Here is a 22,049-nt window from a genome sequence, read left to right as displayed (position 1 = left end):
GGGGGGGGGGGGGGCCCCCCCCCCCCCCCCCGGGATGGGACGGGTAGGGGCGGCGGGGGCGAAAGAATCCGGCCCAAGCCCACCCCACCCCACCCTGCCCCTCGCCCGGAAATTCGCTTTACCCCCCGTGGGATACTGGCCATTCACCCGTACCCACGAGGAGAACGGCACCCATCCCATGGCCTCGGTCACGTCCCTCACCGCCACCGTCCACCAGCGCCTAGCGGCCGCGCTCACGGCAGCCCTGCCGGAGACCGCGGACGCGGACCCGCTGCTGCGACGCAGCGACAGGGCGGACTTCCAGGCCAACGGAATCCTCGCCCTGGCGAAGAAGGCGAAGGCCAACCCCAGGGACCTGGCCACGCAGGTCGTCGAGCGGGTCGTCACGGGTGACGTGATCAAGGACATCGAGGTCTCGGGCCCCGGCTTCCTGAACATCACGATCACGGACAAGGCGATCACGGAGAACCTCGCGGCCCGCGCCACGGACCCGGCGGACCGCCTCGGCGTCCCGTTCGCGGAGAGCCCGGGCACGACGGTCATCGACTACGCCCAGCCGAACGTGGCGAAGGAGATGCACGTAGGCCACCTCCGCTCCGCGGTGATCGGCGACGCGATCGTGCAGATCCTGGAGTTCGTCGGCGAGACGGTCGTCAGGCGGCATCACATCGGCGACTGGGGCACCCAGTTCGGCATGCTCATCCAGTATCTGGACGAGCACCCGCACGAGCTGGACCACAAGGACACCCAGGTGACCGGCGAGGAGGCGATGTCGAACCTCGGCCGCCTCTACAAGGCCGCACGCGCGCACTTCGACTCCGACGCGGAGTTCAAGACGCGGGCGCGCCGCAGGGTGGTCGACCTCCAGGCCGGCGATCCGCACACCCTCGCCACCTGGCAGAAGTTCGTGGACGAGTCGAAGATCTACTTCTTCTCGGTCTTCGAGAAGCTGGACATGGAGATCCGGGACCCGGACATCGTCGGCGAGTCGGGCTACAACGACATGCTGGACGAGACGTGCCGCCTGCTCGAGGAAGCCGGCGTGGCGGTGTGGTCCGAGGGCGCCCTGTGCGTGTTCTTCGACGACATCAAGGGCCCGGACGGCAATCCGGTCCCGCTGATCGTGAAGAAGTCGGACGGCGGCTACGGCTATGCGGCGACGGACCTCTCGGCGATCAGGGACCGCGTCTTCAACCTGAAGGCGAACACGCTCGTGTACGTGGTCGACGCCCGCCAGTCCCTGCACTTCAAGATGGTCTTCGAGACCGCGCGCAGGGCGGGCTGGCTGAACGGCGACACGGGCGCCGCGTCGGCGGAGCAGCTGGCCTTCGGCACGGTCCTCGGCAAGGACGGCAAGCCGTTCAAGACCCGTGAGGGCGAGACGGTCCGCCTGGTCGACCTGCTCGACGAGGCGATCGACCGTGCCACGACGGTGGTCCGCGAGAAGGCCGAGAAGGTGGGCCTGTCCGAGGAGGAGATCGTCGAGAACGGCCGGTACGTCGGGGTCGGCGCCGTGAAGTACGCGGACCTGTCCACGTCGGCCGTACGGGACTACAAGTTCGACCTGGACCAGATGGTGTCGCTGAACGGCGACACGAGCGTGTACCTCCAGTACGCGTACGCCCGTATCCAGTCGATCCTCCGCAAGGCCGGGGACGCGCGTCCGCTGGCCCACCCGGAGCTCGCGCTGGCGCCGGCGGAGCGCGCGCTGGGCCTGCATCTGGACCAGTTCGGCGAGCTGCTCCTGGACGTGGCGGCGGGGTACGAGCCGCACAAGCTGGCCGCGTACCTGTACCAGCTGGCCTCGCACCTGACGACGTTCTACGACCAGTGCCAGGTGCTGAGCGACGCGAACCCGAAGGAGGTCGTCGAGAACCGGCTGTTCCTCGTCGACCTGACGGCCCGCACGCTGCACCAGGGCATGGCCCTGCTCGGCATCAGGACGCCCGAGCGCCTCTGACCGCCGCGGGCGGCAGTTCCGTACGCGTCTGCGGAAGCACCACCTGCCCGGTGACGAACTCGCTCCACAGGCCGAGGCGCAGCCCGTCACCGGGCTGCGCCGAGGTCCAAGCGAAGCTGACGGTCCGGTCGCCGACGCGGCGCGTGGCGCCCCAGGTCAGCTCGAACCGCCTTGTTCCGACGCGCTGTTCGGGCGGTACGGCACTCGGCGGCACGATCTCGTCGAGGGCCCAGCGGTAGCCGAGCCGACGGTAGGGAGCCGTGACTTTCTCCCAAGTCAGCTCCAGGATGGTGCCGTTCGCCGGTATGACAACCAGGGCACCCCTTGTCCCGTTCGGGTGAAGGGTGTTGAAGGCGTACACGTCAGCGGTGCCTTCGGGATAGAGGTGGCTGGTGCCGCGGCCGACCTGTGAATCGCCCGGGCAGGCCTCCGGTCCGCCCGCCTCGGCGACCTTGCGGGCGCAGGTCGGGAAGGCGTCGGGCCGGAAGGCGAGTTTCCGGTCGAAGAGGAAGACGAAGCGCCGGGGCGCGGCGGGCGGACCCGCCGGTTCGGCACGGCTGCTCCGGTCGAAGCCGACCAGCACGCCCTTGCCGGTGCCGCCGTCCCGGGTGATTTCACCGCTGAGGGCATCGATGTTGGCGGGCCCCGGGACATCCGGCTCGTACGGCCGCTGCGGGCCTCCAGGGGCCGGATCGGGCGGCGCCGTTCCCGCCCGGCCGCCCTCCACGACGCTTCCGCTCTCCGGTCCGACGGCGGCCTCGCCCGGTGTCGCGAGGAGCACCGCCCCCACCATCGCGCCGGCCAACGCGGCCGCCCCTCGCCGTCGCACCCCGCCCCGCATATGCCTCTGTCCTCTCCCCGCCCGACCTGGCAATCCGTACGTGTATGGCCAAAGGTTGAGCTGCCCGAGCGGACCCCGAAGTATGCGATGCTGCGGGGCGCAAACCCCAACTCCGGGGAATCCAGAGCCCTGTTGGACCGCACTGGGAGCGCAATGAGCACTGCACTGCCCTTCTCCGTCACTCCGGCCGTCTGGATGGTGTTGACCAGTCATGCTGCCACTCGTTGAGACCGGCGAGGAGCTGGCCGAGATGGTGCGGGACGAGGCCTTGCTGCGGCCCGCCCTGGTCGATCTGTGCGAGCGACTCGGGGTCGCCGTGAAGCCGCTGATCCGCTACTACGAGGGTTCGCTGCCGGTGTACTCCGTCGGCGCCGCGCACGTGGTGAAGCTGTTCCCCGCCTTCGAGAAGCTGGACGCGATGCGCGAGGAGCGGGTACTGAGCCATCTGTACGGCAAACTGCCCGTTCCGACACCGCAGTTGTACTCGGCGGGCGCGTACAAGAACGGCTGGTCCTTCGTCCTGATGTCCCGGCTGCCGGGCGAGAGCCTCTCGGAGGCCTGGCCGCGGATTCCGGCCGCCGAGCAGGACCGTATCGTCACCGAGGCCGGCGAGATCCTCGCGGCGCTGCACTCGCTGAACCCCGCGCCGCTCGCGCGCTCCGTCGGCCCGTCCGAGTGGGGCATGTTCGTCGAGGCACAGCGGGCGAACGCGGTCGAGCAGCAGCGCGAGGCCGGCTTGTCGGAGCAGTGGCTGGAGCAGATCCCCTGGTTCCTGCGCTCGGTGCCGCTGGCCGCCCCGCCGCGACGCGTGCTGCTGCACACGGAGTTCATGCGCCACCATCTGACCGTGGATCCGGACGGCTGGCGCCTGACGGGCCTGTTCGACTTCGAGCCGGCGATGATCGGCGACCCGGCATACGACTTCGTGAGCGTCGGCCTGTTCATGTCGTGCGGCGAGCCCCGGCTGCTCAAGCGGTTCTACGAGGCGTACGGGCGGCCGCCGTTCGACCCGCGCACGCTGATGGCGTACATGCTGCTGCACGTCTACAGCAATCTGCCCGCGTACCTGGACGCGCTGCCCAAGCCGCCGGAGCCGACGCTGGACTCGCTCGCGGAGACGTGGTTCGGCACGGACTGAGGGGCCTTGCAGGGGCCGGGAGGGGCTGGTGATCAGCCGCCGCAGGGGCTGCTGGCGAGCCGGCGCACGGGCCGTCGTCGAGCCTGTGCACGGGCTGTTGAGCCGTTGTCAGTGGCGGGCCCTACAGTCACGGACATGGCGACTCTTCCGAACCAGCTGCCGATGCTGGCGGCCGACCCGACCGGCCGCTCGCTCGGTCTCGACCTCCCGCCCGGGACCCTGCTCGACACGACGATCGAGGGCTCCTGGGGCGAACCGCTGCTGTGGCGCGCCGACGCTCCGGCGGCGCCGGGCGACTGGCTGCGTCTGACGTCCGCGCGCCGCACGGCCGGCCTCCACCCGGTCCTGATCGGCGGCCGCGCCCACAGCGAACCCCACCCGGACAAATGGGAGTTGGACCCGGACCTCGCCTCGTATCCGGGCGACCACGACGCGGAAGAGGTGCTCGCGGAGCTCTGGGAGGACAGCGCGCAGGAGGACTCCGACTGGCCGGGCCTCGCCACCGCGGGCCCGCCGGCCGCCGACCCGGATGCGCGGGCGGCCGAGGTCACCGACTCTCTTGTCGGCGGCACCGGTTGGCTGAAGGAGCCGCGGCTCGCCCTCGTCCCGGCCCGCCGCAGCGCGGACATCCCGGCCGCCATCGGCTGGTGCGGCTCGGTCAACCTCACGAACGACGTGGCGCCGCTGTGCGCGGTCCTCCGTTCGTGGGAGGACCGCTTCGGCATACGGGTCGTGGCGCTCACCTTCGACGAGCTGGTCGTCTCCGTCGCGGCCCCGCCCCGGACCCTGGCCGAGGCGGAGGCGATCGCCGCCGAGCACTACGCTTTCTGCCCGGACAACATCGACCAGAGCAGCCACGGCTCCCTGCGGGCGTACGCCGAGCGCGAGGTGCTCGGCGCACACGCCTGGCAGTTCTGGTGGGACTGAGCTGGTCGTTCCGGTGGGACTGAGCCAGGACTTCAGGCCTTGCGCCCGACCGCCCCGTACACGTTGATGTCGGCGTCCGTGACGTCGTTGATGTCCCGGTAGTGGATCTTCTCGATGTCGTCGAGGGTCTCGAAGTACGCCGCGTCGACGGCCTCGGGGGCGGGCGCCGGACTCGGGAGCCAGTGGTGGACGGGGACGACACCAGGCTCCTCCAGCTCGATGCCGGGGGTCTCCGTGAAGAACCGCTCAACCTCCTCCTTGGACCGCAGCACAAACGTGAACCCGCGCTCGGTGTACGTCCGCTGGACCGCGCGGATCTTCTCGGGGTTGAGGTCCTCGGTGATGTGGCTGATCACAAGGTGACTGCCGGACGGCAGCATCTCCGCCAGTTCGCGTACGACCGAATAGGCGTCCTCGTCTTCGACGAAGTGCAGGAGGGCCACGAGTACGAGCGCGATCGGCTCGTCGAAGTCGAGGGTCTTCCTGGCCTGTTCGAGTATCTGCTCGGGGTTGCGCAGATCGGCGTCGATGTAGTCGGTACGGCCCTCAGGACCGCTGGTCAGCAGAGCGCGCGCGTGCGCCAGCACCACCGGGTCGTGATCGACGTACACGACCCGCGACTCGGGGATGATCCGCTGGGCGATCTGGTGGACGTTTTCCGCGGTCGGCAGACCGGTGCCGATGTCGAGGTACTGCCGGATGCCGTACTCCGTCGCCAACTGGGTGACAGCCCGGCGCAGGAAGTCGCGGTTGTGCCGGACGTCGAGGTAGCCGCGCGGGTTGGCCGAGAGCGCCGCGGCGGCCGCGGCCCGGTCCACCGGGTAGTTGTCCTTGCCCCCGAGGAAAACGTCGTAGACGCGTGCCGGGTGCGCCTTGGTGGTGTCGATCCTCCTTCTCAGCTCGGCGGGGTCCTGGCTGAGAGCATCACCGGGCATAGAGCCTCTCCCTGGAGAGTCGCGTCATTCAACGGGCAACAACCTAACTCTCAGGGTGACTTGATAGTGCCCTCACCCCGAGATCCGGTGACAGGGATCCTGCCAGCCGGGTTTGCCGACCGCCCAGCCGGGAAGACCGGCCTGCCCGGCGGCCGGGAAGGCCGGGCGCTCAGCCGGGAATGTCGGGCTCCCACTCGTCCCGCCGCCATTCGGAGTCGCCGAGCGGTTGGTTGTACGCCGGCCGCCCCACGTTCCCGCTAGTCCGGAAGGGCTTGCCCTTGTCGTTGACAATGACGGTGCCCTTCTTGTCGCCGCTGGACCAGTCGAGCTCCAGGTACCAGCTCACGTTGTGCGTCCGGGCGTCCGCGAAGACGTAGAAGACCTCGGGGTCGGACTCGCTCACGCTGTACGGGAAGTCGCGCTGCCCGGCCTTGGGCGAGGTCTCGGGCCGCCCGGCGTCGAGGTTCACGCCGAACGAGGCGGTGTCCACGCCGCCACCGCAGCCGACGCCCATCGCGAAGTCGTTCCAGGCGAGCGGCGCGCTCTTCTCCACCACCCGTACGTGCAGGTCGTCCAGGACGACGGTGGCCTTCCCGGTGCCCTGCACGGTCAGCGCGAGCATCTGCTGCCCGCCGGCGACCCCGCCGAGCGCGCTGACCCACCCGCGCGCGTCCGGCTCACCCGGAGGCGGAGGCACCTGCTCGGGCTTCTGATTGACCAGGTAGTGCTGGCTGCACGGTCCGTCCCACTTGTACGGGTTGACGGCGACGGTGGGCGCGGCGGCCCCGTCCTCGGCTCCGGCGTCCTGGGCCGCTCCGGCCCCACCACTTCGCGAGGCGGAGGCTGAGGCGGACGCCGTGGGACTGCCACTGCGCGAGGCGGACGGCGAGGCCGACCTGTCCTTCGCGCCGGCGGACTTCCCTGCACCGGGGCTCTCGTCGACGGACTCGGCGCCGGCCCCCACGGACTGCTTCCCGCCCTGGTCGTCATCGCCGCCCCTGCCCGGCACGAGGTTCACCACGAGCGCGGCCGACACGACGGCGGCAGCCACGGCGGCACCGGCGAGGACGACGGTACGCCGCCGCCGGGCCACGGGCGCCTCGAGCAGGTCCCCGCGCTCGACCTCGGCATCGCCTGAGGCCCCGGCGTCGGCGTCGGCGTCGGCGTCGGCGTCGGCGTCGATCTCCGCCCCGGCCCTGGACCCGGCATCACCTCCAGCCACAGCCGCCACTCCAGCAACCACGTCGGGCCGGGCGTCCGACTCCGGCCCCGGCGTCGGAGCCGGAGCCTGAGTCGGAGTCGGAGTCGGAGCCGATCTCAGGTCCGCCTCAGCCGAGCCCCCGCCCGCGCTCTCGCCCTCGCCCTCGCCCTCGCCTTCGTTCCCGCCCGCCTTCTGCCCCCGCCGCGCATCCGCGAGGATCCACCGCCGATGCAGCTCCACCAGTTCCTCGGGCGTCGCCCTGCACACCCGCGCGAACCGCTCGACGGGCGCGTAGTCCGTCGGCACGGCATCCCCGTTGACGTACCGGTGGAGCGTGGACGTACTCGTGTGGAGCCGCTTCCCGAGCACCCCGTAACTGAGCCCGGACCGCTCCTTCAACTGCCTCAACAGGTCCGAGAACTCGTCCCCCGCCACCGTTCCTCCCTCTCCTCACGTCCCGGATCCGCATTCCAGGGGGAGGTCATTCCCCCAGGTCAGAGCCGTTGCAGGCGTTCCAGCGTCCCGGAAATCCCGGCAGGTGTGGCGGCCGGGACGGATTGCCGCACAAGCTTGGGCCATCCAAGCACGCCGCTCCCGGCACCCGGTCGAGCGGCCCGTACCAACACCCGTACCGCATCAGGGGGATCACTCATGTCCGCACGCACCACCCGCACCCGTATGCTCGCCGCCGCCGTGATCACGGTCGCCACGCTGACGCTGACCGCGTGCAACAACGGAGAGGGCGTCCGCGACGAGGGCCCGTCGGCGGGAGCCGCGTCGTCGCCCACGCCCGCTCCGAAGACGAGCGAGGGCACGTCCAAGGGCGCGGGCCAGGCCGACCCGGCGGGCTCGACGTCCCAGGGCTCCAAGGGCTCGACGGGCGGCACAACGGGCTCCACGGGCTCGCAGGACTCCTCGGGCTCCACAGGTTCCACCGGCTCGAAGGACAAGGGCAAGGACTCGGCCTCCACCCTCACCCCCTGCGCCGACGTCCGTACGACCGCCACCGTGGTCTCCCGCCCCCTGAACCACCTCCTCCTCACCGTCACCAACACCGGCTCGAAGAACTGCGACCTGACCGGCTACCCGGCCGTCCGCTTCGGCGAGGCCCAGTCGGTCCCGCCGGCCTTCGAGGACTCCAAGCCGCAGGCGGTCGTCACGCTGGCGCCCGGCGAGTCGGGCTACGCGGGTGTGCGCCTCGCGGCGGCGGACGGCAGCGGCTCCAACGGCTACACGGCCAAGTCGCTCACGGTCTTCCTCAACACGGACGAGGGAGCCGCGTCCAACCCGTCGCTCCCCGCCAAGGGCGTGTACGTGGACGACTCGATCGCCGTCTCGTACTGGCAGTCGACCATGGACGAGGCACTCACCTGGTGAGCACCCCAGCACCCGCCACTCACCTCACGCACCTCACTCACCAAAAGGTAAGCATCTGACCAATTAGTGGGTACTTGTGGCGAGTTGAGTCCCTGGCCAGCATGGTCGTCATGGCACCCCACAACTCGTCACAGACCCCTGTCACCGTCCTCGGCCTGGGCCTCATGGGATCGGCCCTCGCGACCGCGCTCCTGAAGGCCGGCCACCCCACGACGGTCTGGAACCGCACCAAGTCCAAGACGGGCCCGCTGACGGCCCAGGGAGCGACCCCCGCCGACACCCCGGCCGAAGCCGTCGCGGCGAGCCCTCTGACCCTCGTCTGCCTCACGACGTACGACGACGTGACCGAACTCCTCCACCCGCACACCACAGCTCTCGCGGGCCGCACTCTGGTGAACGTCACCAACGGAACGCCGCTCCAGGCAAGGAAGTTCGCGTCCTGGGCGGAGGAGCACGGCATCCCGTACATCGACGGCGGCATCATGGCCGTACCGCAGATGATCGCCACCCCCGCCGCGTACATCCTCTACAGCGGCGACCAGCAGGCGTACGAGACCCACCGCCCGACTCTCGCGGCCCTGGGCGGCACCCGCTGGACGGGCACGGACCCGGGTCTCGCGGCGCTCTACGACCTGTCCCTGCTGACGGGGATGTACGGCATGGTGATGGGCGTGGCCCAGTCCTTCGCCCTGATCCGCTCGCAGGGCATCGGCGCCGAGGAGTTCGCCCCGCTGCTCACCGACTGGCTGAACGCCATGACGAACGGCCTGGTCCCCGGTACGGCACGGGCCGTCGACAGCGGCCACCACCTGACCGACGTGTCCAGCCTGGCCGTCAACCAGGCGGCGTTCCCGAACCTCCTGGCCACCTTCACCGACCAGGGCGTACGCACCGAACTCTTCGACCCGATGCGTCAGTTGCTGGACCGTGCGATAGCCGAGGGCCACGCGGACGACGGCCTCTCACGCCTGGTGGAGCTGCTCAGGACCTGACGGCTCACAGCCGCCGACGAGAGAGGAAGCGCACCGACCCGAACCCACCCTCCTCCTCCGGCACACCCTCAGCGCAGCTTCTGCGCCACCTCGGTCGCCCAGTACGTGAGGATGTTCTGCGCGCCGGCCCGCTTGATCCCGGTCAGCGTCTCCAGAATCGCCCGGTCCCGGTCGACCCAGCCCTTCTCGGCGGCGGCCTCGATCATCGAGTACTCACCGGAGATCTGGTAGGCGGCGACGGGCACGTCCACGGAGTCCGCGACGCGCGCCAGGATGTCGAGGTAGGGCCCGGCGGGCTTCACCATCACCATGTCGGCCCCTTCCTCCAGATCGAGGGCCAACTCCCTCAGCGACTCCCGGACATTCGCCGGATCCTGCTGATAGGTCTTCCGGTCCCCCTTCAACGACGAGGCGACAGCCTCCCGGAAGGGCCCGTAGAAGGCGGACGAGTACTTGGCGGTGTACGCCAGAATCGCCACATCCTCCCGCCCGATCTGATCAAGGGCATCGCGAACGACGCCGATCTGACCGTCCATCATCCCGCTGGGCCCCACCACATGGGCCCCGGCGTCGGCCTGCACCTGAGCCATCTCGGCATACCGCTCAAGGGTGGCGTCATTGTCGACCCGCCCCTGATCATCGAGCACCCCACAATGGCCATGATCAGTGGTCTCATCAAGACACAGATCGGACATCACGAGCAGCTCGTCGCCGACCTCGGCCCGCACATCACGAATGGCGACCTGCAGGATCCCATCCGGATCGGTGCCCGGAGTCCCCAGCGCGTCCTTCTTCGACTCCTCCGGCACACCGAACAACATGATCCCGGAGATCCCGGCCGCCACAGCCTCAGCGGCCGCCTTCTTCAGACTCTCCCGGGTGTGCTGCACGACGCCCGGCATCGCCGAGATCGGCACGGGCTCGGCGACACCCTCGCGCACGAAGGCGGGGAGGATGAAGTCGGCGGGGTGCAGCCGCGTCTCGGCGACCATGCGCCGCATCACAGGCGACGTACGCAGCCGCCGCGGCCGCGTACCGGGGAAGGATCCGTACTTCGTCATGCACCTACGCTACGCCCGTCCCAGGCACCCCTTTGCCGACGCAGCGTCGGCGCAAACGGGCTCCGCATGCGACCAGCCCGCCACGGGTCCAAGCTGGTGGAAAAGGACCCGACGGCCTTCTTCTCTTCCTCCCCCAGAACCGCCGCCGTCCCTCCGTCGCGCAACCGGCACGCGCCAGAGGAGGACGCGATGACCACCATGCACCACAACACCCCCGACCTCTTCGCCCTCTCCGACATCCGAGGCCCGGTCCTACGCCCCGGCGACGAGGGCTACGCCGACGAGGTGACCGGCTTCAACCTCTCCCCGACCCACACGCCCGACCTGGCAGTAGGGGCAACCGGCACCGACGACATCGTGACCGCGATGCGCTGGGCCTCGGCCACCAACACTCCCGTAGCCGTCCAGGCCACCGGCCACGGAGCGAACTTCCCCATCGAAAGCGGCCTGCTGATCACGACCACCCGCATGACCGACGTGACGATCGACCCGGCCGAGCGCACCGCGACGATCGCCGCCGGAGCGAAGTGGCGCCACGTCCTGGAGGCGGCCGCACCACACGGCCTGGCCGCACTCTGCGGCACATCCACAGACGCGGGCGTGATCGGCTACACACTGGGCGGCGGCCTCCCCGTACTCGGCCGTACCTACGGATACGCCTCCGACCTGGTCCGCTCCCTCCAGGTGGTCACACCCGACGGCACCCTGCGCGAGACGGACGCCGACCACGAACCGGACCTGTTCTGGGCCCTGCGCGGCGGCAAGGGCAACGTAGGCATCGTGACGTCACTGGTCAGTGACCTGCTCCCGCTCTCCCGCATCCTCGGCGGCGCGATCTACTACCGGGGCGAGGACGCGGAAACCCTCCTGCGCACCTACGCGGACTGGACTCCCACCCTGCCACCCGAGATGTGCACGGCATTCACGCTCCTACGCCTGCCCCCACTCCCGTCGATCCCCGAACCCCTGCGCGGCGGCTTCTGGTCCCGAGTGGCAATAGCCTGGACCGGCGACACAACGGAGGGCGAACGCCTACTGGAACCCATCCGCTCCGCAGCACCAACGGTGGTCGACACGGTGGCGGAGATGGACTTCACGGCCGTGGACGAGATCTTCTCGGAACCCCAGGACCCCCTCCCCGCAAGAGAGTCCTGCGCCCTGCTACGAGACCTGCCCCCCGAAGCCATCCGCACCTTCCTCGACGAGGTCGGCCCGACAGTCCCCGACTGCCCCCTCCTGATCGTCGAACTCCGCCACATGGGCGGCGCACTGGCCCGCCCCACCCCCACCGAGGACGCGGTCTGCGCCCGCGACGCGTCCTACTTCCTGGAAACGGTCGCAGTCCTGTCCAGCCCAGAAACAGCCGAGGCGGTCGAGCGCGCCACGGCAGCCCTGCACACGGCCATGGCCCCGTACGGCACAGGCCGCACCATGGTCAACATCCACGGCAAACCGGGCACCGAATCAGACCGAGCCCGCGCCTGGACCCCCGAGGTCTACAACCGCCTACGCCGAACCAAGTCCACCTACGACCCAGCAAACCTGCTCCGCTTCGGCCACACGGTAACCCCAGCATGAGCGCTCCGCTGGAGGACCCGCACATCACCTGCGGGCCCATCTTCCCCGCGCCCGCACCCGCAGTCGCCATCCACGACAACGCACAACACACAAGGCACAAGGCACCCGCAGTCGCCATCGCACGGGAGGGGCCGTGCCGGTACGTCGCAGTCCGCCACGTAGGGCTCCTCCAGGAAACCCCACGCTCCAAAACCACAGCCGGATACCCAGTGGTGGCGGACTCGACGTACCGGCACGGCCCCGACCCACGACGACCCGATGCGCGGGCCCGGGGGCGTGCCACCGCCGCGCCGCCTACGTCGTGCTACGCCGCCGCCGAGACCCCGGCCGCCGCTCACTGGGCCGAGTAACAGGATCCCCAGCCTCAACAGCCGCAGCCCGCCGCCGCAACCCGAACTCCGCAAGCGCCTCGGCAAGCTTGTGCACAGATGGCTCCGGAGCCATGACATCGACCCGCAGCCCATGCTCCTCGGCGGTCTTGGCCGTAGCAGGCCCAATACACGCGATCACAGTCACGTTGTGCGGCTTACCGGCGATACCCACCAGATTCCGAACCGTGGAGGACGACGTGAACAGAACCGCGTCGAACCCACCGCCCTTGATGGCCTCCCGCGTCTCGGCCGGCGGCGGCGACGCCCGCACGGTCCGATAGGCCGTCACGTCGTCAACCTCCCAGCCCAGCTCGATCAGCCCGGCAACCAGAGTCTCCGTAGCAATATCGGCACGAGGCAGGAAAACCCGGTCGATGGGGTCGAACACCGGATCGTAGGGCGGCCAGTCCTCCAACAACCCAGCAGCCGACTGCTCACCACTCGGCACCAGATCAGGCTTCACACCAAACGCGACCAACGCCTTGGCAGTCTGCTCCCCCACCGCCGCGACCTTGATCCCGGCAAAGGCCCGCGCATCGAGCCCGTACTCCTCGAACTTCTCCCGCACGGCCTTGACCGCGTTCACCGACGTGAAGGCGATCCACTCGTACCGCCCGGTCACGAGCCCCTTCACGGCCCGCTCCATCTGCTGAGGCGTCCGCGGCGGCTCGACAGCGATCGTCGGCACCTCGTGCGGCACGGCCCCGTACGACCGCAGCTGGTCGGAAAGCGACGCCGCCTGCTCCTTCGTACGCGGCACGAGCACCTTCCAGCCGAACAGCGGCTTGGACTCGAACCACGACAACTGGTCGCGCTGGGCGGCGGCGGAACGCTCACCGACCACGGCTATCACGGGCCGCCCGCCCTCCGGCGAGGGCAGCACCTTGGCCTGCTTCAGCGTCTGCGCGATGGTCCCGAGCGTCGCGGACCAGGTCCGCTGCCGCGTCGTCGTACCGGCCACCGTCACCGTCATCGGCGTATCGGGCTTGCGCCCGGCAGCCACCAGCTCCCCGGCCGCGGCCCCCACGGTGTCGAGAGTCGCCGAAACGACCACGGTCCCGTCCGACGCCCCGACCTCGGTCCAGCAACGCCCGGACGCCGTACGGGCGTCCACGAACCGCACGTCCGCACCTTGGGCGTCCCGCAGCGGCACACCGGCATAAGCAGGCACACCGACAACGGCGGCGACACCGGGCACGACCTCGAACGGCACCCCCGCGGCGGCGCAGGCGAGCATCTCATCGGCGGCGTACGCGTCGAGCCCGGGGTCGCCCGAGACGGCACGGACGACCCGCCTGCCACCCCGCGCGGCCTCCATGACAATATTGGCCGCGTCCTTCGACGCGGGGACGCCAGAGGTCGTTGACGCACCGTCAACCACCGTTAGCTGAGGCGTGTCCGGGCTCGGACCGGCATCGGTGTCGAGCACGGTGACGTTTCGTCTGGCGTGCGTGCGGACGACGTCGAGCACTTCGGGTTCGGCGACCAGGACATCCGCGTTCGCCAGCGCCTCCACGGCGCGCAGAGTCAGCAGTCCCGGATCCCCGGGTCCGGCACCGAGGAAGGTGACGTGCCCGTGTTCGAGGCCGGCGGGAAGGGTGGTGGGGCTCAATGTGCTCGCTCCCCCATCAGACCGGCCGCGCCCTTGGCAAGCATCTCGGCGGCGAGTTCACGGCCGAGCGCCATTGCTTGGTCATGTGTCTCGGGCACGGGACCGGTGGTGGACAACTGCACCAGCGTCGAGCCGTCGGTCGTGCCGACGACGCCGCGCAGGCGCATTTCCTTGACAATCTGCCCGTCGGCCAGAAGGTCGGCGAGCGCACCCACAGGTGCACTGCAGCCGGCCTCCAGGGCGGCGAGCAGGGACCGCTCGGCGGTCACGGCGGCCCGGGTGAACGGGTCGTCGAGCTCGGCGAGCGCGGCGACGAGGTCCGCGTTGTCCGCGGCACACTCGATCGCGAGGGCCCCCTGGCCGGGGGCGGGCAAAACAGTGTCGACGGGCAGGAAGTCGGTCACTTCCTCGATCCGTCCGATCCGCTTCATTCCGGCGGCGGCGAGCACCACACCATCGAGCTCGCCCTTGCGCACGTACCCGATCCGGGTGTCGACGTTCCCACGGATCGGAACGGTCTCTATCGTCATCCCGTGGTCCCGCGCGTACGCGTTCAACTGGGCCATGCGACGCGGCGAGCCGGTGCCGACCCGCGCCCCGTCGGGCAGTTGCGCGAAGGTGAGCCCGTCGCGGGCGATCAGCACATCGCGCGGGTCCTCGCGCACCGGCACGGCGGCCAGCACCAGGTCGTCGGGCTGCGTGGTCGGCAGGTCCTTGAGGGAGTGCACGGCGAAGTCGACCTCGCCGCGCAGCACCGCGTCGCGCAGGGCGGTCACGAAGACGCCCGTGCCGCCGATCTGCGCGAGCTGCTCGCGGGACGTGTCCCCGTAGGTCGTGATCTCCACGAGCGCGACGGGCCGCCCGGTCACCTGCCTCACGGCGTCCGCCACCTGCCCGGACTGGGCCATGGCGAGCTTGCTCCGCCTGGTCCCGAGTCTCAGTGGTGGTGCGTGCTCAGTCATGCTCGCCCTCGGTTCTCGGCGCTCTCGAAGTTCTTGCTGCCGACATTCTCGCTGTCGGCATGACTACTGGCGTCGTTCTTGCTGTCGTCGGCCCGCGAGACGGCGGCGACCGTCTCGGGGTCCAGGTCGAAAAGGGTCCGCAGCGCGTCCGCGTACCCGGCACCGCCGGGCTCGGCGGCCAGCTGCTTGACCCGTACGGTCGGCGCGTGCAGCAGCTTGTCCACGACACGTCGCACGGCCTGGGTGATCTCGCCGCGCTGCTTCTCGTCCAGGCCGGGCAGCCGCCCGTCGAGCCGGGCGATCTCGCTCGCGACGACGTCGGCGGCCATCGTCCGCAGGGCCACGACGGTCGGCGTGATGTGCGCGGCCCGCTGAGCGGCACCGAAGGCGGCGACCTCGTCGGAGACGATCCGCCGCACCTGGTCCACGTCGGAGGCCATGGGCACGTCGGCGGACGCCTCGGCGAGGGACTCGATGTCCACCAGCCGCACCCCGAGCAGCCGGTGCACGGCCGCGTCGATGTCACGGGGCATGGCGAGGTCGAGCAACGAGAGCACAGGAGTGGGCCGGGGCACTTCGGCGACGGGCTCGGGCCTGCGCCGCTCGGGCACCCGCCCGACGGTGGCCGCGACAGCGGCGAGGGCGGCGATCGCCTCGGCCTCGGCGGCGGGGTCGAGCACCCCGGCGAAGCCGGCCGGCGTCTCGGGCGCCGCGACGGATCCGGCGGCCACCGCGCCCTTGTCCACCCAGGCCGCGTGCTGCTCCAGCTCAGCCGCGGCCATCCCGGCCACGGCGGCCTCGCCCTGCACGGAGAACCCGGCGGTGCGCTGCACGGCGGAAAGATCGAGCGGGCAGTTCTCGTCGCTGCCGACACTCGTGGGCGGCAACCCGGCCCCGGCGTCTTCTCGTACGGCACCCGCGGCGCCCGTACGACCGGAGCCGGCACCCGCGCGACCGGAGCCGGCGCCCGGACCCGCCGGGGGCACCACGGTCGCGGTCCGTCCCTCGACCGCCTCGGCCACCACGTCAGCCGTCAGGACCAGCCCGGTCGCTCCGGTGCAGGACACCGCGACATCGGCACGTGTCAGCTCGTCCGGCACCGCGTCCATCGGTACCGCGCGGGCCGGCACGGCCGTCTCGCCCTGCTCGTTCAGGATCTGAGCGAGCCGCTCGGCCCGGTCGAACGTCCGGTTGGCGACGACCACTTCGGCCACCCCGGCGCGCGCGAGCGTCGCCGCGGCGAGCGAGGACATCGAGCCCGCGCCGATCACGAGGGCCCGCTTGCCCCTGGCCCAGTCCTCGACCGGCGCACCGGACGACAGCTGCTCCAGACCGAAGGTCACCAGGGACTGCCCGGCCCGGTCGATGCCGGTCTCGGAGTGCGCCCGCTTGCCGACCCGCAGCGCCTGCTGGAACAGGTCGTTCGTCAGCCGCCCGGCCGTGTGCAGCTCCTGCGAGGTGGCGAGCGCGTCCTTGATCTGCCCGAGGATCTGCCCCTCGCCGATCACCATCGAATCGAGCCCGCACGCCACCGAGAACAGATGGTGAACGGCCCGGTCCTCGTAGTGCACGTACAGATAGGGGGTGAGCTCGTCCAGTCCGACCCCGCTGTGCTGCGCGAGCAGCGTGGAGAGCTCGGCGACACCCGCGTGGAACTTGTCCACGTCGGCGTACAGCTCGATCCGGTTGCAGGTGGCGAGCACCGCGGCCTCGGTGGCCGGCTCGGCGGCGACCGTGTCCTGGAGCAGCTTGATCTGGCCGTCCGCGGGCAGCGCGGCCCGCTCCAGGACGCTGACCGGAGCGCTGCGGTGGCTCAGCCCGACGACGAGGAGACTCATGCCGGCATCACGGCGGGGACATCCCCGTCGGGCCCTTTCCCGGTCTCCTTCGCCGCCGCGGCGGCGGCCTCGGCCTCGAGCACGGCACCGGCCTGCGCCTCGGCCTCCTCGCCGGCCTTGCGCTGCTCGTGGAAGGCGAGGATCTGCAGCTCGATGGAGAGATCGACCTTGCGTACGTCGACGCCGTCCGGCACGGACAGCACGGTCGGCGCGAAGTTCAGGATGGAGGTCACACCGGCGGCGACGAGCCGCTCGCAGACCTGCTGGGCGGCGCCGGCCGGGGTCGCGATGACACCGATCGACACGCCGTTGTCGTCGATGATCTTTTCCAGATCGTCGGTGTGCTGCACCGGGATCCCGGCGACGGGCTTCCCGGCCATCGAGGGGTCGGCGTCTATCAGCGCCGCGACACGGAAGCCACGCGAGGCGAACCCGCCGTAGTTGGCCAGCGCCGCGCCGAGGTTACCGATACCGACGATCACAACCGGCCAGTCCTGGGTGAGGCCCAGCTCGCGGGAGATCTGGTAGACGAGGTACTCGACGTCGTAGCCCACACCGCGCGTCCCGTACGACCCGAGGTACGAGAAGTCCTTGCGCAGCTTCGCGGAGTTGACCCCCGCCGCGGCCGCGAGCTCCTCGGAGGAGACCGTGGGTACCGAGCGCTCCGACAGAGCGGTGAGGGCTCGGAGGTACAGCGGAAGCCTGGCGACGGTGGCCTCGGGAATCCCTCGGCTGCGGGTCGCCGGTCGGTGAGTTCGGCCAGTTGCCACGGTGCTCCTGCGGGTAGCGCGGGGCTGCAGGCGGTCACACGTACCTAGACCGCCCCGTCGAAAGCAGGCTATGTCTTTGTGAACGCGTGCACAAAGATGGTGTCCGATTTGCCCGGCCAACGTGACCGGGGTCACGCACCCCTGGCGCGCCCGTATGGAACCGGCGCACACGCACCTTCGTTCGTCACTTGATGGGGGCAAAGCCGCACACACTCCTCTACGATCCCCGCCCCCCGGGTCCGAACCGCCCTCGATCCTAAGTGACTTTCCGGCCTCCCAGGACGCCTCGGTCAGGCCACGGTTCTATTACTCCACCGCGGTTCTATTACTCCGCCGCGTCGGCTACTCCGTCAGCGCCCGCCGCAGCCGTTCCCCGTCCACACGCCAGAACGTGTGCTGTGCCCCGTCCACCAGCACCACCGGGATCTGCTCCCAGTACTCACGGTGCAGCTCCTCGTCCTGGGTGATGTCCTTCTTCTCCCAGGGGACTCCGAGATCGCCGCAGACCTTCTCGACCACCTCCTGTGCGTCCTCGCACAGATGACAGTCGGGCTTGCCGATCAGCGTGACCAGCCGCTCCCGCGGCGCCTTGCTCTCCGTGCGGCGGCCGGTGCGCCGGAAGATGGGACTCATACGAGCCATTCTCGCTCCGCCGCGCGCCCCGCGAACCCCCCACCGCCTTTACGTCTCACCCCTCGTCGCACACCTCGCGACGCGCCACCGGGATGAGTTCTTTAACGACACGGTCGCGGAGAGTTCACAGCCTCCAAACCTCCCGACTCCGGAAGCACCGAACAAACTGGCTATGCTCACGCCATGGCCGCTCTCGGATGGCTCACTCCCCGTAGGCGCTCCGCCACCGCGCGGAGCGTGTTGGCAGGCGAGGCCTCGGCGGAGGCAGCGCGCAAGTCCTCCCAGGAGCTGGAGGAGCTCGCGCACGAAGCCGCGCCCGAAGGCACCGAACCGGAGTTCCCGGTGGTCGGTGACGACAAGGCCGCCGCGTTCTTCGACCTCGACAACACCGTGATGCAGGGCGCCGCGCTGTTCCACTTCGGCCGCGGCCTCTACAAGCGGAAGTTCTTCGAGACCCGCGACCTCTACCGCTTCGCGTGGCAGCAGGCCTGGTTCCGGCTGGCCGGCGTCGAGGACCCAGAGCACATGCAGGACGCCCGCGACTCCGCGCTGTCCATCGTCAAGGGCCACCGCGTCTCCGAGCTGATGTCGATCGGCGAGGAGATCTACGACGAGTACATGGCCGAGCGCATCTGGCCCGGCACCCGCGCGCTCGCCGAGGCCCACCTGGACGCGGGCCAGAAGGTGTGGCTGGTCACGGCGGCACCCGTCGAGATCGCCACGGTGATCGCCCGCCGCCTGGGCCTGACCGGCGCGCTCGGCACGGTCGCCGAGTCGATCGACGGCGTCTACACGGGCAGGCTCGTCGGCGAACCCCTGCACGGCCCCGCCAAGGCGGAGGCGGTGCGCGCGCTGGCGGCGGCGGAGGGCCTGGACCTCGGCCGCTGCGCCGCGTACAGCGACTCCCACAACGACATCCCGATGCTCTCGCTCGTCGGGCACCCGTACGCGATCAACCCGGACACCAAGCTCCGCAAGCACGCCCGCACCCTCGACTGGCGGCTGCGTGACTACCGCACGGGCCGCAAGGCCGCGAAGGTCGGGATCCCCGCGGCGGCCGGCGTCGGCGCGGTCGCGGGCGGCACGGCGGCCGCGATCGCCCTGCACCGCCGCCGTCGCTGACCCGGCCGCCGGTACCCCTCGAACACCCGCCGAGCGGCGGCGCGCCGGACAGACATGCGGGCAACCGTGCTGTCTTACCCGTACACGGCCCCCGCCAGTCCCGTTAACGGCACACGGCCACAACACGCCCTGTACTCAGACGCAACACGTCCAAACCGATCAACAACCGGTCACTGTCCGGCACTTGATCAGGCGTCGTTCGGTAACAGAAGCGACGTAATCGATGATTTGAGGCAACTGGGTGTAGCACTGCCTGTACGAAGCGTTATTCTCCTCAGACGCATGACGGGCCCCACTCTTCGCTACGACGAGTGAATGGTCCGGTACTGCACGTGATGGAAGCTCTGCCTCTGGGAGTCCCGTGTACCCACACGTCGGGGTTGACGCCTCGGGCCTGGCTACGCTGCGCGCAACGGTCCTCGACCGCTTGCGCGGCTTCGTCCCCACCGCGTACGCCGTCCCCGCCCTCGCTGTCTCCGTCGCGCCCGTCGGCCCGTGCTACGCACTGGCGGACGGCAGCGCGGCGGTAGGCAGACGGGGACGTTCGAGCGCGTCGGCCACCACTACCGCACGCCGCCCGGCCGCAGACAGTGACAGCGCCCGGATGATGGATCTCGTGGAGCGCGCACAGGCCGGCGAGTCCGAGGCCTTCGGTCGGCTCTACGACCAGTACAGCGACACCGTGTACCGCTACATCTACTACCGCGTCGGCGGAAAGGCGACCGCGGAGGACCTGACGAGCGAGACGTTCCTGCGCGCCCTGCGCCGCATCGGCACGTTCACCTGGCAGGGCCGTGACTTCGGCGCCTGGCTGGTCACCATCGCCCGCAACCTCGTCGCGGACCACTTCAAGTCGAGCCGCTTCCGGCTCGAAGTGACCACCGGCGAGATGCTCGACGCCAACGAGGTCGAGCGCTCCCCCGAGGACTCCGTCCTGGAGTCCCTGTCGAACGCGGCGCTGCTGGACGCCGTACGCCGCCTCAACCCCCAGCAGCAGGAGTGCGTGACCCTGCGATTCCTCCAGGGCCTCTCGGTCGCCGAGACCGCCCGCGTGATGGGCAAGAACGAGGGCGCGATCAAGACCCTCCAGTACCGGGCGGTGCGCACCCTGGCCCGGCTCCTCCCGGAAGACGCCCGCTGAGACCCCGTACAGGGCGGGCCCGGCCCGCCACACCTCCGTACGACTCCGTATGACCGCATACGCTCAGCGATGCCCAACTCACCGTCCGTGAAAGTCCGTTGACTTCGCGGTCCGATCATCCGTCGTCCGTAACCCAAGTGCCGAGCCGCTCGTTGTGCGGGATACAGGCTCCCTGTGGTCACACCCTGGCCGTCTTCGATCCCTCGATCGTGTGGTTTTGGTCAGGAGGTGCAACCCTCAGGACCCCCTGGGGAGTCGACCGTCATGACGAGAGGAGGTGCCGCCAGTGATCGCGAACGTATCGGCGCACCGGCGGGCGAACGCCTTCGCCCAGGCCCTGGAGGAGCAGTCCGACCGGGGCACGGCGGCCGAGCAGTCCGAGGGACCAGCTCCGGCCGCTGCGGACCGGTCCGAGCAGAGCCGGATGCTGTCCCTGGCGACCGGCCTCGGCGAGCTGCCCAAACCGGAGCTGGACCCCGAGGTCAAGGTCGTCCAGCGGGCCCAGCTGGTGGCCGCGATGGAGGCCATGCTCATGGAGGGCACGGCCGCGGGAGGCGAGGCGGCAGACCCTTCGCTGCCCGAGCAGCGTTCTCAGCAGGGCCGGGGCGCGCACCGGGCGAGCGGGCTGGGGAAACTGCGGCCGCGTTCCCGGCTGTCGAAGGGGCTCGCCGCGGGCGGGCTCACCGTCGGCGTGGCCGCCGGAGCCTTCAGCGGTGTCGCGGCTGCCAGTTCCGACGCCCTGCCCGGTGACTCGCTCTACGGGCTGAAGCGCGGCATGGAGGACCTCAAGCTGGGGATGGCCGACGGCGACAGCGATCGCGGCCGGCTCTACCTCGACCAGGCCTCCACCCGGCTGAGCGAGGCGCGCCGCCTGATGGAGCGCGGCCGCTCGGGCCCCCTGAACCACGAGTCCCTGGGCGAGGTCCGGCGCGCACTGTCCGGCATGCAGCACGACGCCTCGGAGGGGCATCGCCTGCTGCACGAGGCCTACGAGCGGGACCCGAACTCCCTGGGCCCCATCCAGGCCCTCTCCGCCTTCTCCCAGTCGCACCGCGACGCCTGGGGCGCCCTGCGCGACCGGCTGCCCGTACAACTCGGCGACGTCAGCCGCCAGGTCAGCTCGGTCTTCGACGCCATAGACGATGAGGTCGACCCGCTGCGCTCACTGCTGCCGCAGCCGCCCTCCCCGGAAGGCACGGGCCGCCACCGGGGCGCAAGCTCGGACTCCACCGGCACGTCCGGCAAGGACCGCCCGACCGCTCCCAGCACCCCTGGCGGCTCCTCCGACGGCACCGGCTCCGGCAGTGGCAACCCCAAGCCGTCCACCACCTCCGAGACCGAGGACGACGGCCTGCTGGGCGGCAGCACGGGCGGCCTCCTGGACCCGCCCCAGGACGACACCAGCACCACCCCGTCCGGCAAGAACACCCCACCGGCCGGCCCGGACGTGACCCTGCCACCCCTGCTCCCAGGCCTGCTACCCGGCCTGGAAATCGACGGCGAGGACGCGAACTAGGTTCTTCGGATACGTCGGTGGGGGCGCCCCTTTTGAAAAGGGGCGCCCCCACCGACGTACACACACGCTTTCAG

At 70.4% G+C, this 22,049-nt stretch carries 18 protein-coding genes; 9 read left to right on the top strand and 9 right to left on the bottom strand.

Annotation, left to right across the window (positions count from 1 at the left end):
* Window positions 1-178: 178 nt before the first annotated feature.
* Window positions 179-1,960 (top strand): arginine--tRNA ligase, encoded by a 1,782-nt coding sequence (gene argS, locus GAS53_RS51210; protein WP_151484708.1) that lies wholly within the window; start codon window positions 179-181, stop codon window positions 1,958-1,960.
* Here the strand turns inward: argS and GAS53_RS51205 are convergent.
* The gene (locus GAS53_RS51205; protein WP_225859638.1) at window positions 1,938-2,789 is read right to left on the bottom strand and encodes a hypothetical protein; all 852 of its coding nucleotides are present in this window, start codon (window positions 2,787-2,789) and stop codon (window positions 1,938-1,940) included. The genes argS and GAS53_RS51205 overlap by 23 nt on opposite strands.
* 223 nt (window positions 2,790-3,012) lie before the next feature.
* Between GAS53_RS51205 and GAS53_RS51200 the strand changes: the two genes are divergently transcribed.
* Complete coding sequence (locus GAS53_RS51200) at window positions 3,013-3,939, top strand: phosphotransferase family protein (RefSeq protein WP_151484706.1); 927 nt, start codon at window positions 3,013-3,015, stop codon at window positions 3,937-3,939.
* Window positions 3,940-4,074: 135 nt separating this feature from the next.
* Complete coding sequence (locus GAS53_RS51195) at window positions 4,075-4,866, top strand: DUF4253 domain-containing protein (RefSeq protein WP_151484705.1); 792 nt, start codon at window positions 4,075-4,077, stop codon at window positions 4,864-4,866.
* Window positions 4,867-4,898: 32 nt separating this feature from the next.
* Here GAS53_RS51195 and GAS53_RS51190 read toward each other — a convergent pair whose 3' ends face one another.
* Both GAS53_RS51190 and GAS53_RS51185 read right to left on the bottom strand, forming a co-directional pair.
* Window positions 4,899-5,801: an SAM-dependent methyltransferase gene (locus tag GAS53_RS51190; RefSeq protein ID WP_151484704.1), complete on the bottom strand. Its 903-nt coding sequence runs from the start codon at window positions 5,799-5,801 to the stop codon at window positions 4,899-4,901.
* Window positions 5,802-5,970: 169 nt separating this feature from the next.
* Entirely contained in the window at window positions 5,971-7,437 is a 1,467-nt protein-coding gene (locus GAS53_RS51185; protein ID WP_151484703.1) for a helix-turn-helix domain-containing protein, read from the bottom strand.
* Between the two features lie 216 nt (window positions 7,438-7,653).
* Between GAS53_RS51185 and GAS53_RS51180 the strand changes: the two genes are divergently transcribed.
* Both GAS53_RS51180 and GAS53_RS51175 read left to right on the top strand, forming a co-directional pair.
* Window positions 7,654-8,379 (top strand): DUF4232 domain-containing protein, encoded by a 726-nt coding sequence (locus GAS53_RS51180; protein ID WP_151484702.1) that lies wholly within the window; start codon window positions 7,654-7,656, stop codon window positions 8,377-8,379.
* A 110-nt stretch (window positions 8,380-8,489) separates the two neighbouring features.
* Window positions 8,490-9,371, top strand: a complete 882-nt coding sequence (locus GAS53_RS51175) for an NAD(P)-dependent oxidoreductase (protein WP_151484701.1) — start codon at window positions 8,490-8,492, stop codon at window positions 9,369-9,371.
* A 68-nt stretch (window positions 9,372-9,439) separates the two neighbouring features.
* Here GAS53_RS51175 and hemB read toward each other — a convergent pair whose 3' ends face one another.
* Window positions 9,440-10,432, bottom strand: a complete 993-nt coding sequence (gene hemB / locus GAS53_RS51170) for a porphobilinogen synthase (RefSeq protein WP_151484700.1) — start codon at window positions 10,430-10,432, stop codon at window positions 9,440-9,442.
* 189 nt (window positions 10,433-10,621) lie between these two features.
* Here hemB and GAS53_RS51165 point away from each other — a divergent pair, with 189 nt between their 5' ends.
* Window positions 10,622-12,010 (top strand): FAD-binding oxidoreductase, encoded by a 1,389-nt coding sequence (locus tag GAS53_RS51165; protein WP_151484699.1) that lies wholly within the window; start codon window positions 10,622-10,624, stop codon window positions 12,008-12,010.
* 294 nt (window positions 12,011-12,304) lie between these two features.
* On the opposite strand, the gene GAS53_RS51160 is transcribed toward GAS53_RS51165, so the two are convergent.
* The 5 genes from GAS53_RS51160 to GAS53_RS51140 all read right to left on the bottom strand — a co-directional run bounded on the left by GAS53_RS51160 (window position 12,305) and on the right by GAS53_RS51140 (window position 18,205).
* Window positions 12,305-13,993, bottom strand: coding sequence for a bifunctional uroporphyrinogen-III C-methyltransferase/uroporphyrinogen-III synthase (locus GAS53_RS51160; protein WP_151484698.1), 1,689 nt, complete (start codon window positions 13,991-13,993; stop codon window positions 12,305-12,307).
* The gene (gene hemC, locus GAS53_RS51155; protein WP_151484697.1) at window positions 13,990-14,955 is read right to left on the bottom strand and encodes a hydroxymethylbilane synthase; all 966 of its coding nucleotides are present in this window, start codon (window positions 14,953-14,955) and stop codon (window positions 13,990-13,992) included. The genes GAS53_RS51160 and hemC overlap by 4 nt, the downstream gene beginning before the upstream one ends.
* Window positions 14,952-16,793: a glutamyl-tRNA reductase gene (locus GAS53_RS51150; RefSeq protein ID WP_151484696.1), complete on the bottom strand. Its 1,842-nt coding sequence runs from the start codon at window positions 16,791-16,793 to the stop codon at window positions 14,952-14,954. Before GAS53_RS51150 ends, hemC begins: the two co-directional genes overlap by 4 nt.
* Window positions 16,790-17,563 (bottom strand): redox-sensing transcriptional repressor Rex, encoded by a 774-nt coding sequence (locus GAS53_RS51145; protein WP_151484695.1) that lies wholly within the window; start codon window positions 17,561-17,563, stop codon window positions 16,790-16,792. The genes GAS53_RS51150 and GAS53_RS51145 overlap by 4 nt, the downstream gene beginning before the upstream one ends.
* Window positions 17,564-17,905: 342 nt before the next feature.
* On the bottom strand, window positions 17,906-18,205 hold the full coding sequence (locus GAS53_RS51140; RefSeq protein WP_192583671.1) for a glutaredoxin family protein: 300 nt from the start codon (window positions 18,203-18,205) through the stop codon (window positions 17,906-17,908).
* A gap of 174 nt (window positions 18,206-18,379) precedes the next feature.
* Here GAS53_RS51140 and GAS53_RS51135 point away from each other — a divergent pair, with 174 nt between their 5' ends.
* The 3 genes from GAS53_RS51135 to GAS53_RS51125 all read left to right on the top strand — a co-directional run bounded on the left by GAS53_RS51135 (window position 18,380) and on the right by GAS53_RS51125 (window position 21,975).
* Window positions 18,380-19,318 carry an HAD family hydrolase gene (locus GAS53_RS51135; RefSeq protein WP_151484693.1) on the top strand — a complete coding sequence of 313 codons (939 nt, stop codon included), beginning with the start codon at window positions 18,380-18,382 and terminating at the stop codon, window positions 19,316-19,318.
* Window positions 19,319-19,679: 361 nt separating this feature from the next.
* Window positions 19,680-20,459 (top strand): ECF subfamily RNA polymerase sigma factor, BldN family, encoded by a 780-nt coding sequence (locus tag GAS53_RS51130; protein WP_151484692.1) that lies wholly within the window; start codon window positions 19,680-19,682, stop codon window positions 20,457-20,459.
* A gap of 286 nt (window positions 20,460-20,745) precedes the next feature.
* Window positions 20,746-21,975, top strand: a complete 1,230-nt coding sequence (locus GAS53_RS51125) for a DUF5667 domain-containing protein (RefSeq protein WP_151484691.1) — start codon at window positions 20,746-20,748, stop codon at window positions 21,973-21,975.
* Window positions 21,976-22,049: the final 74 nt, after the last annotated feature.

The organism is Streptomyces albicerus, assembly GCF_008905045.1.
GTDB lineage: Bacteria > Actinomycetota > Actinomycetes > Streptomycetales > Streptomycetaceae > Streptomyces > Streptomyces albicerus.
Note: the sequence above shows the minus strand (reverse complement) of the source record. Positions and strands in the feature narration are given on the sequence as shown.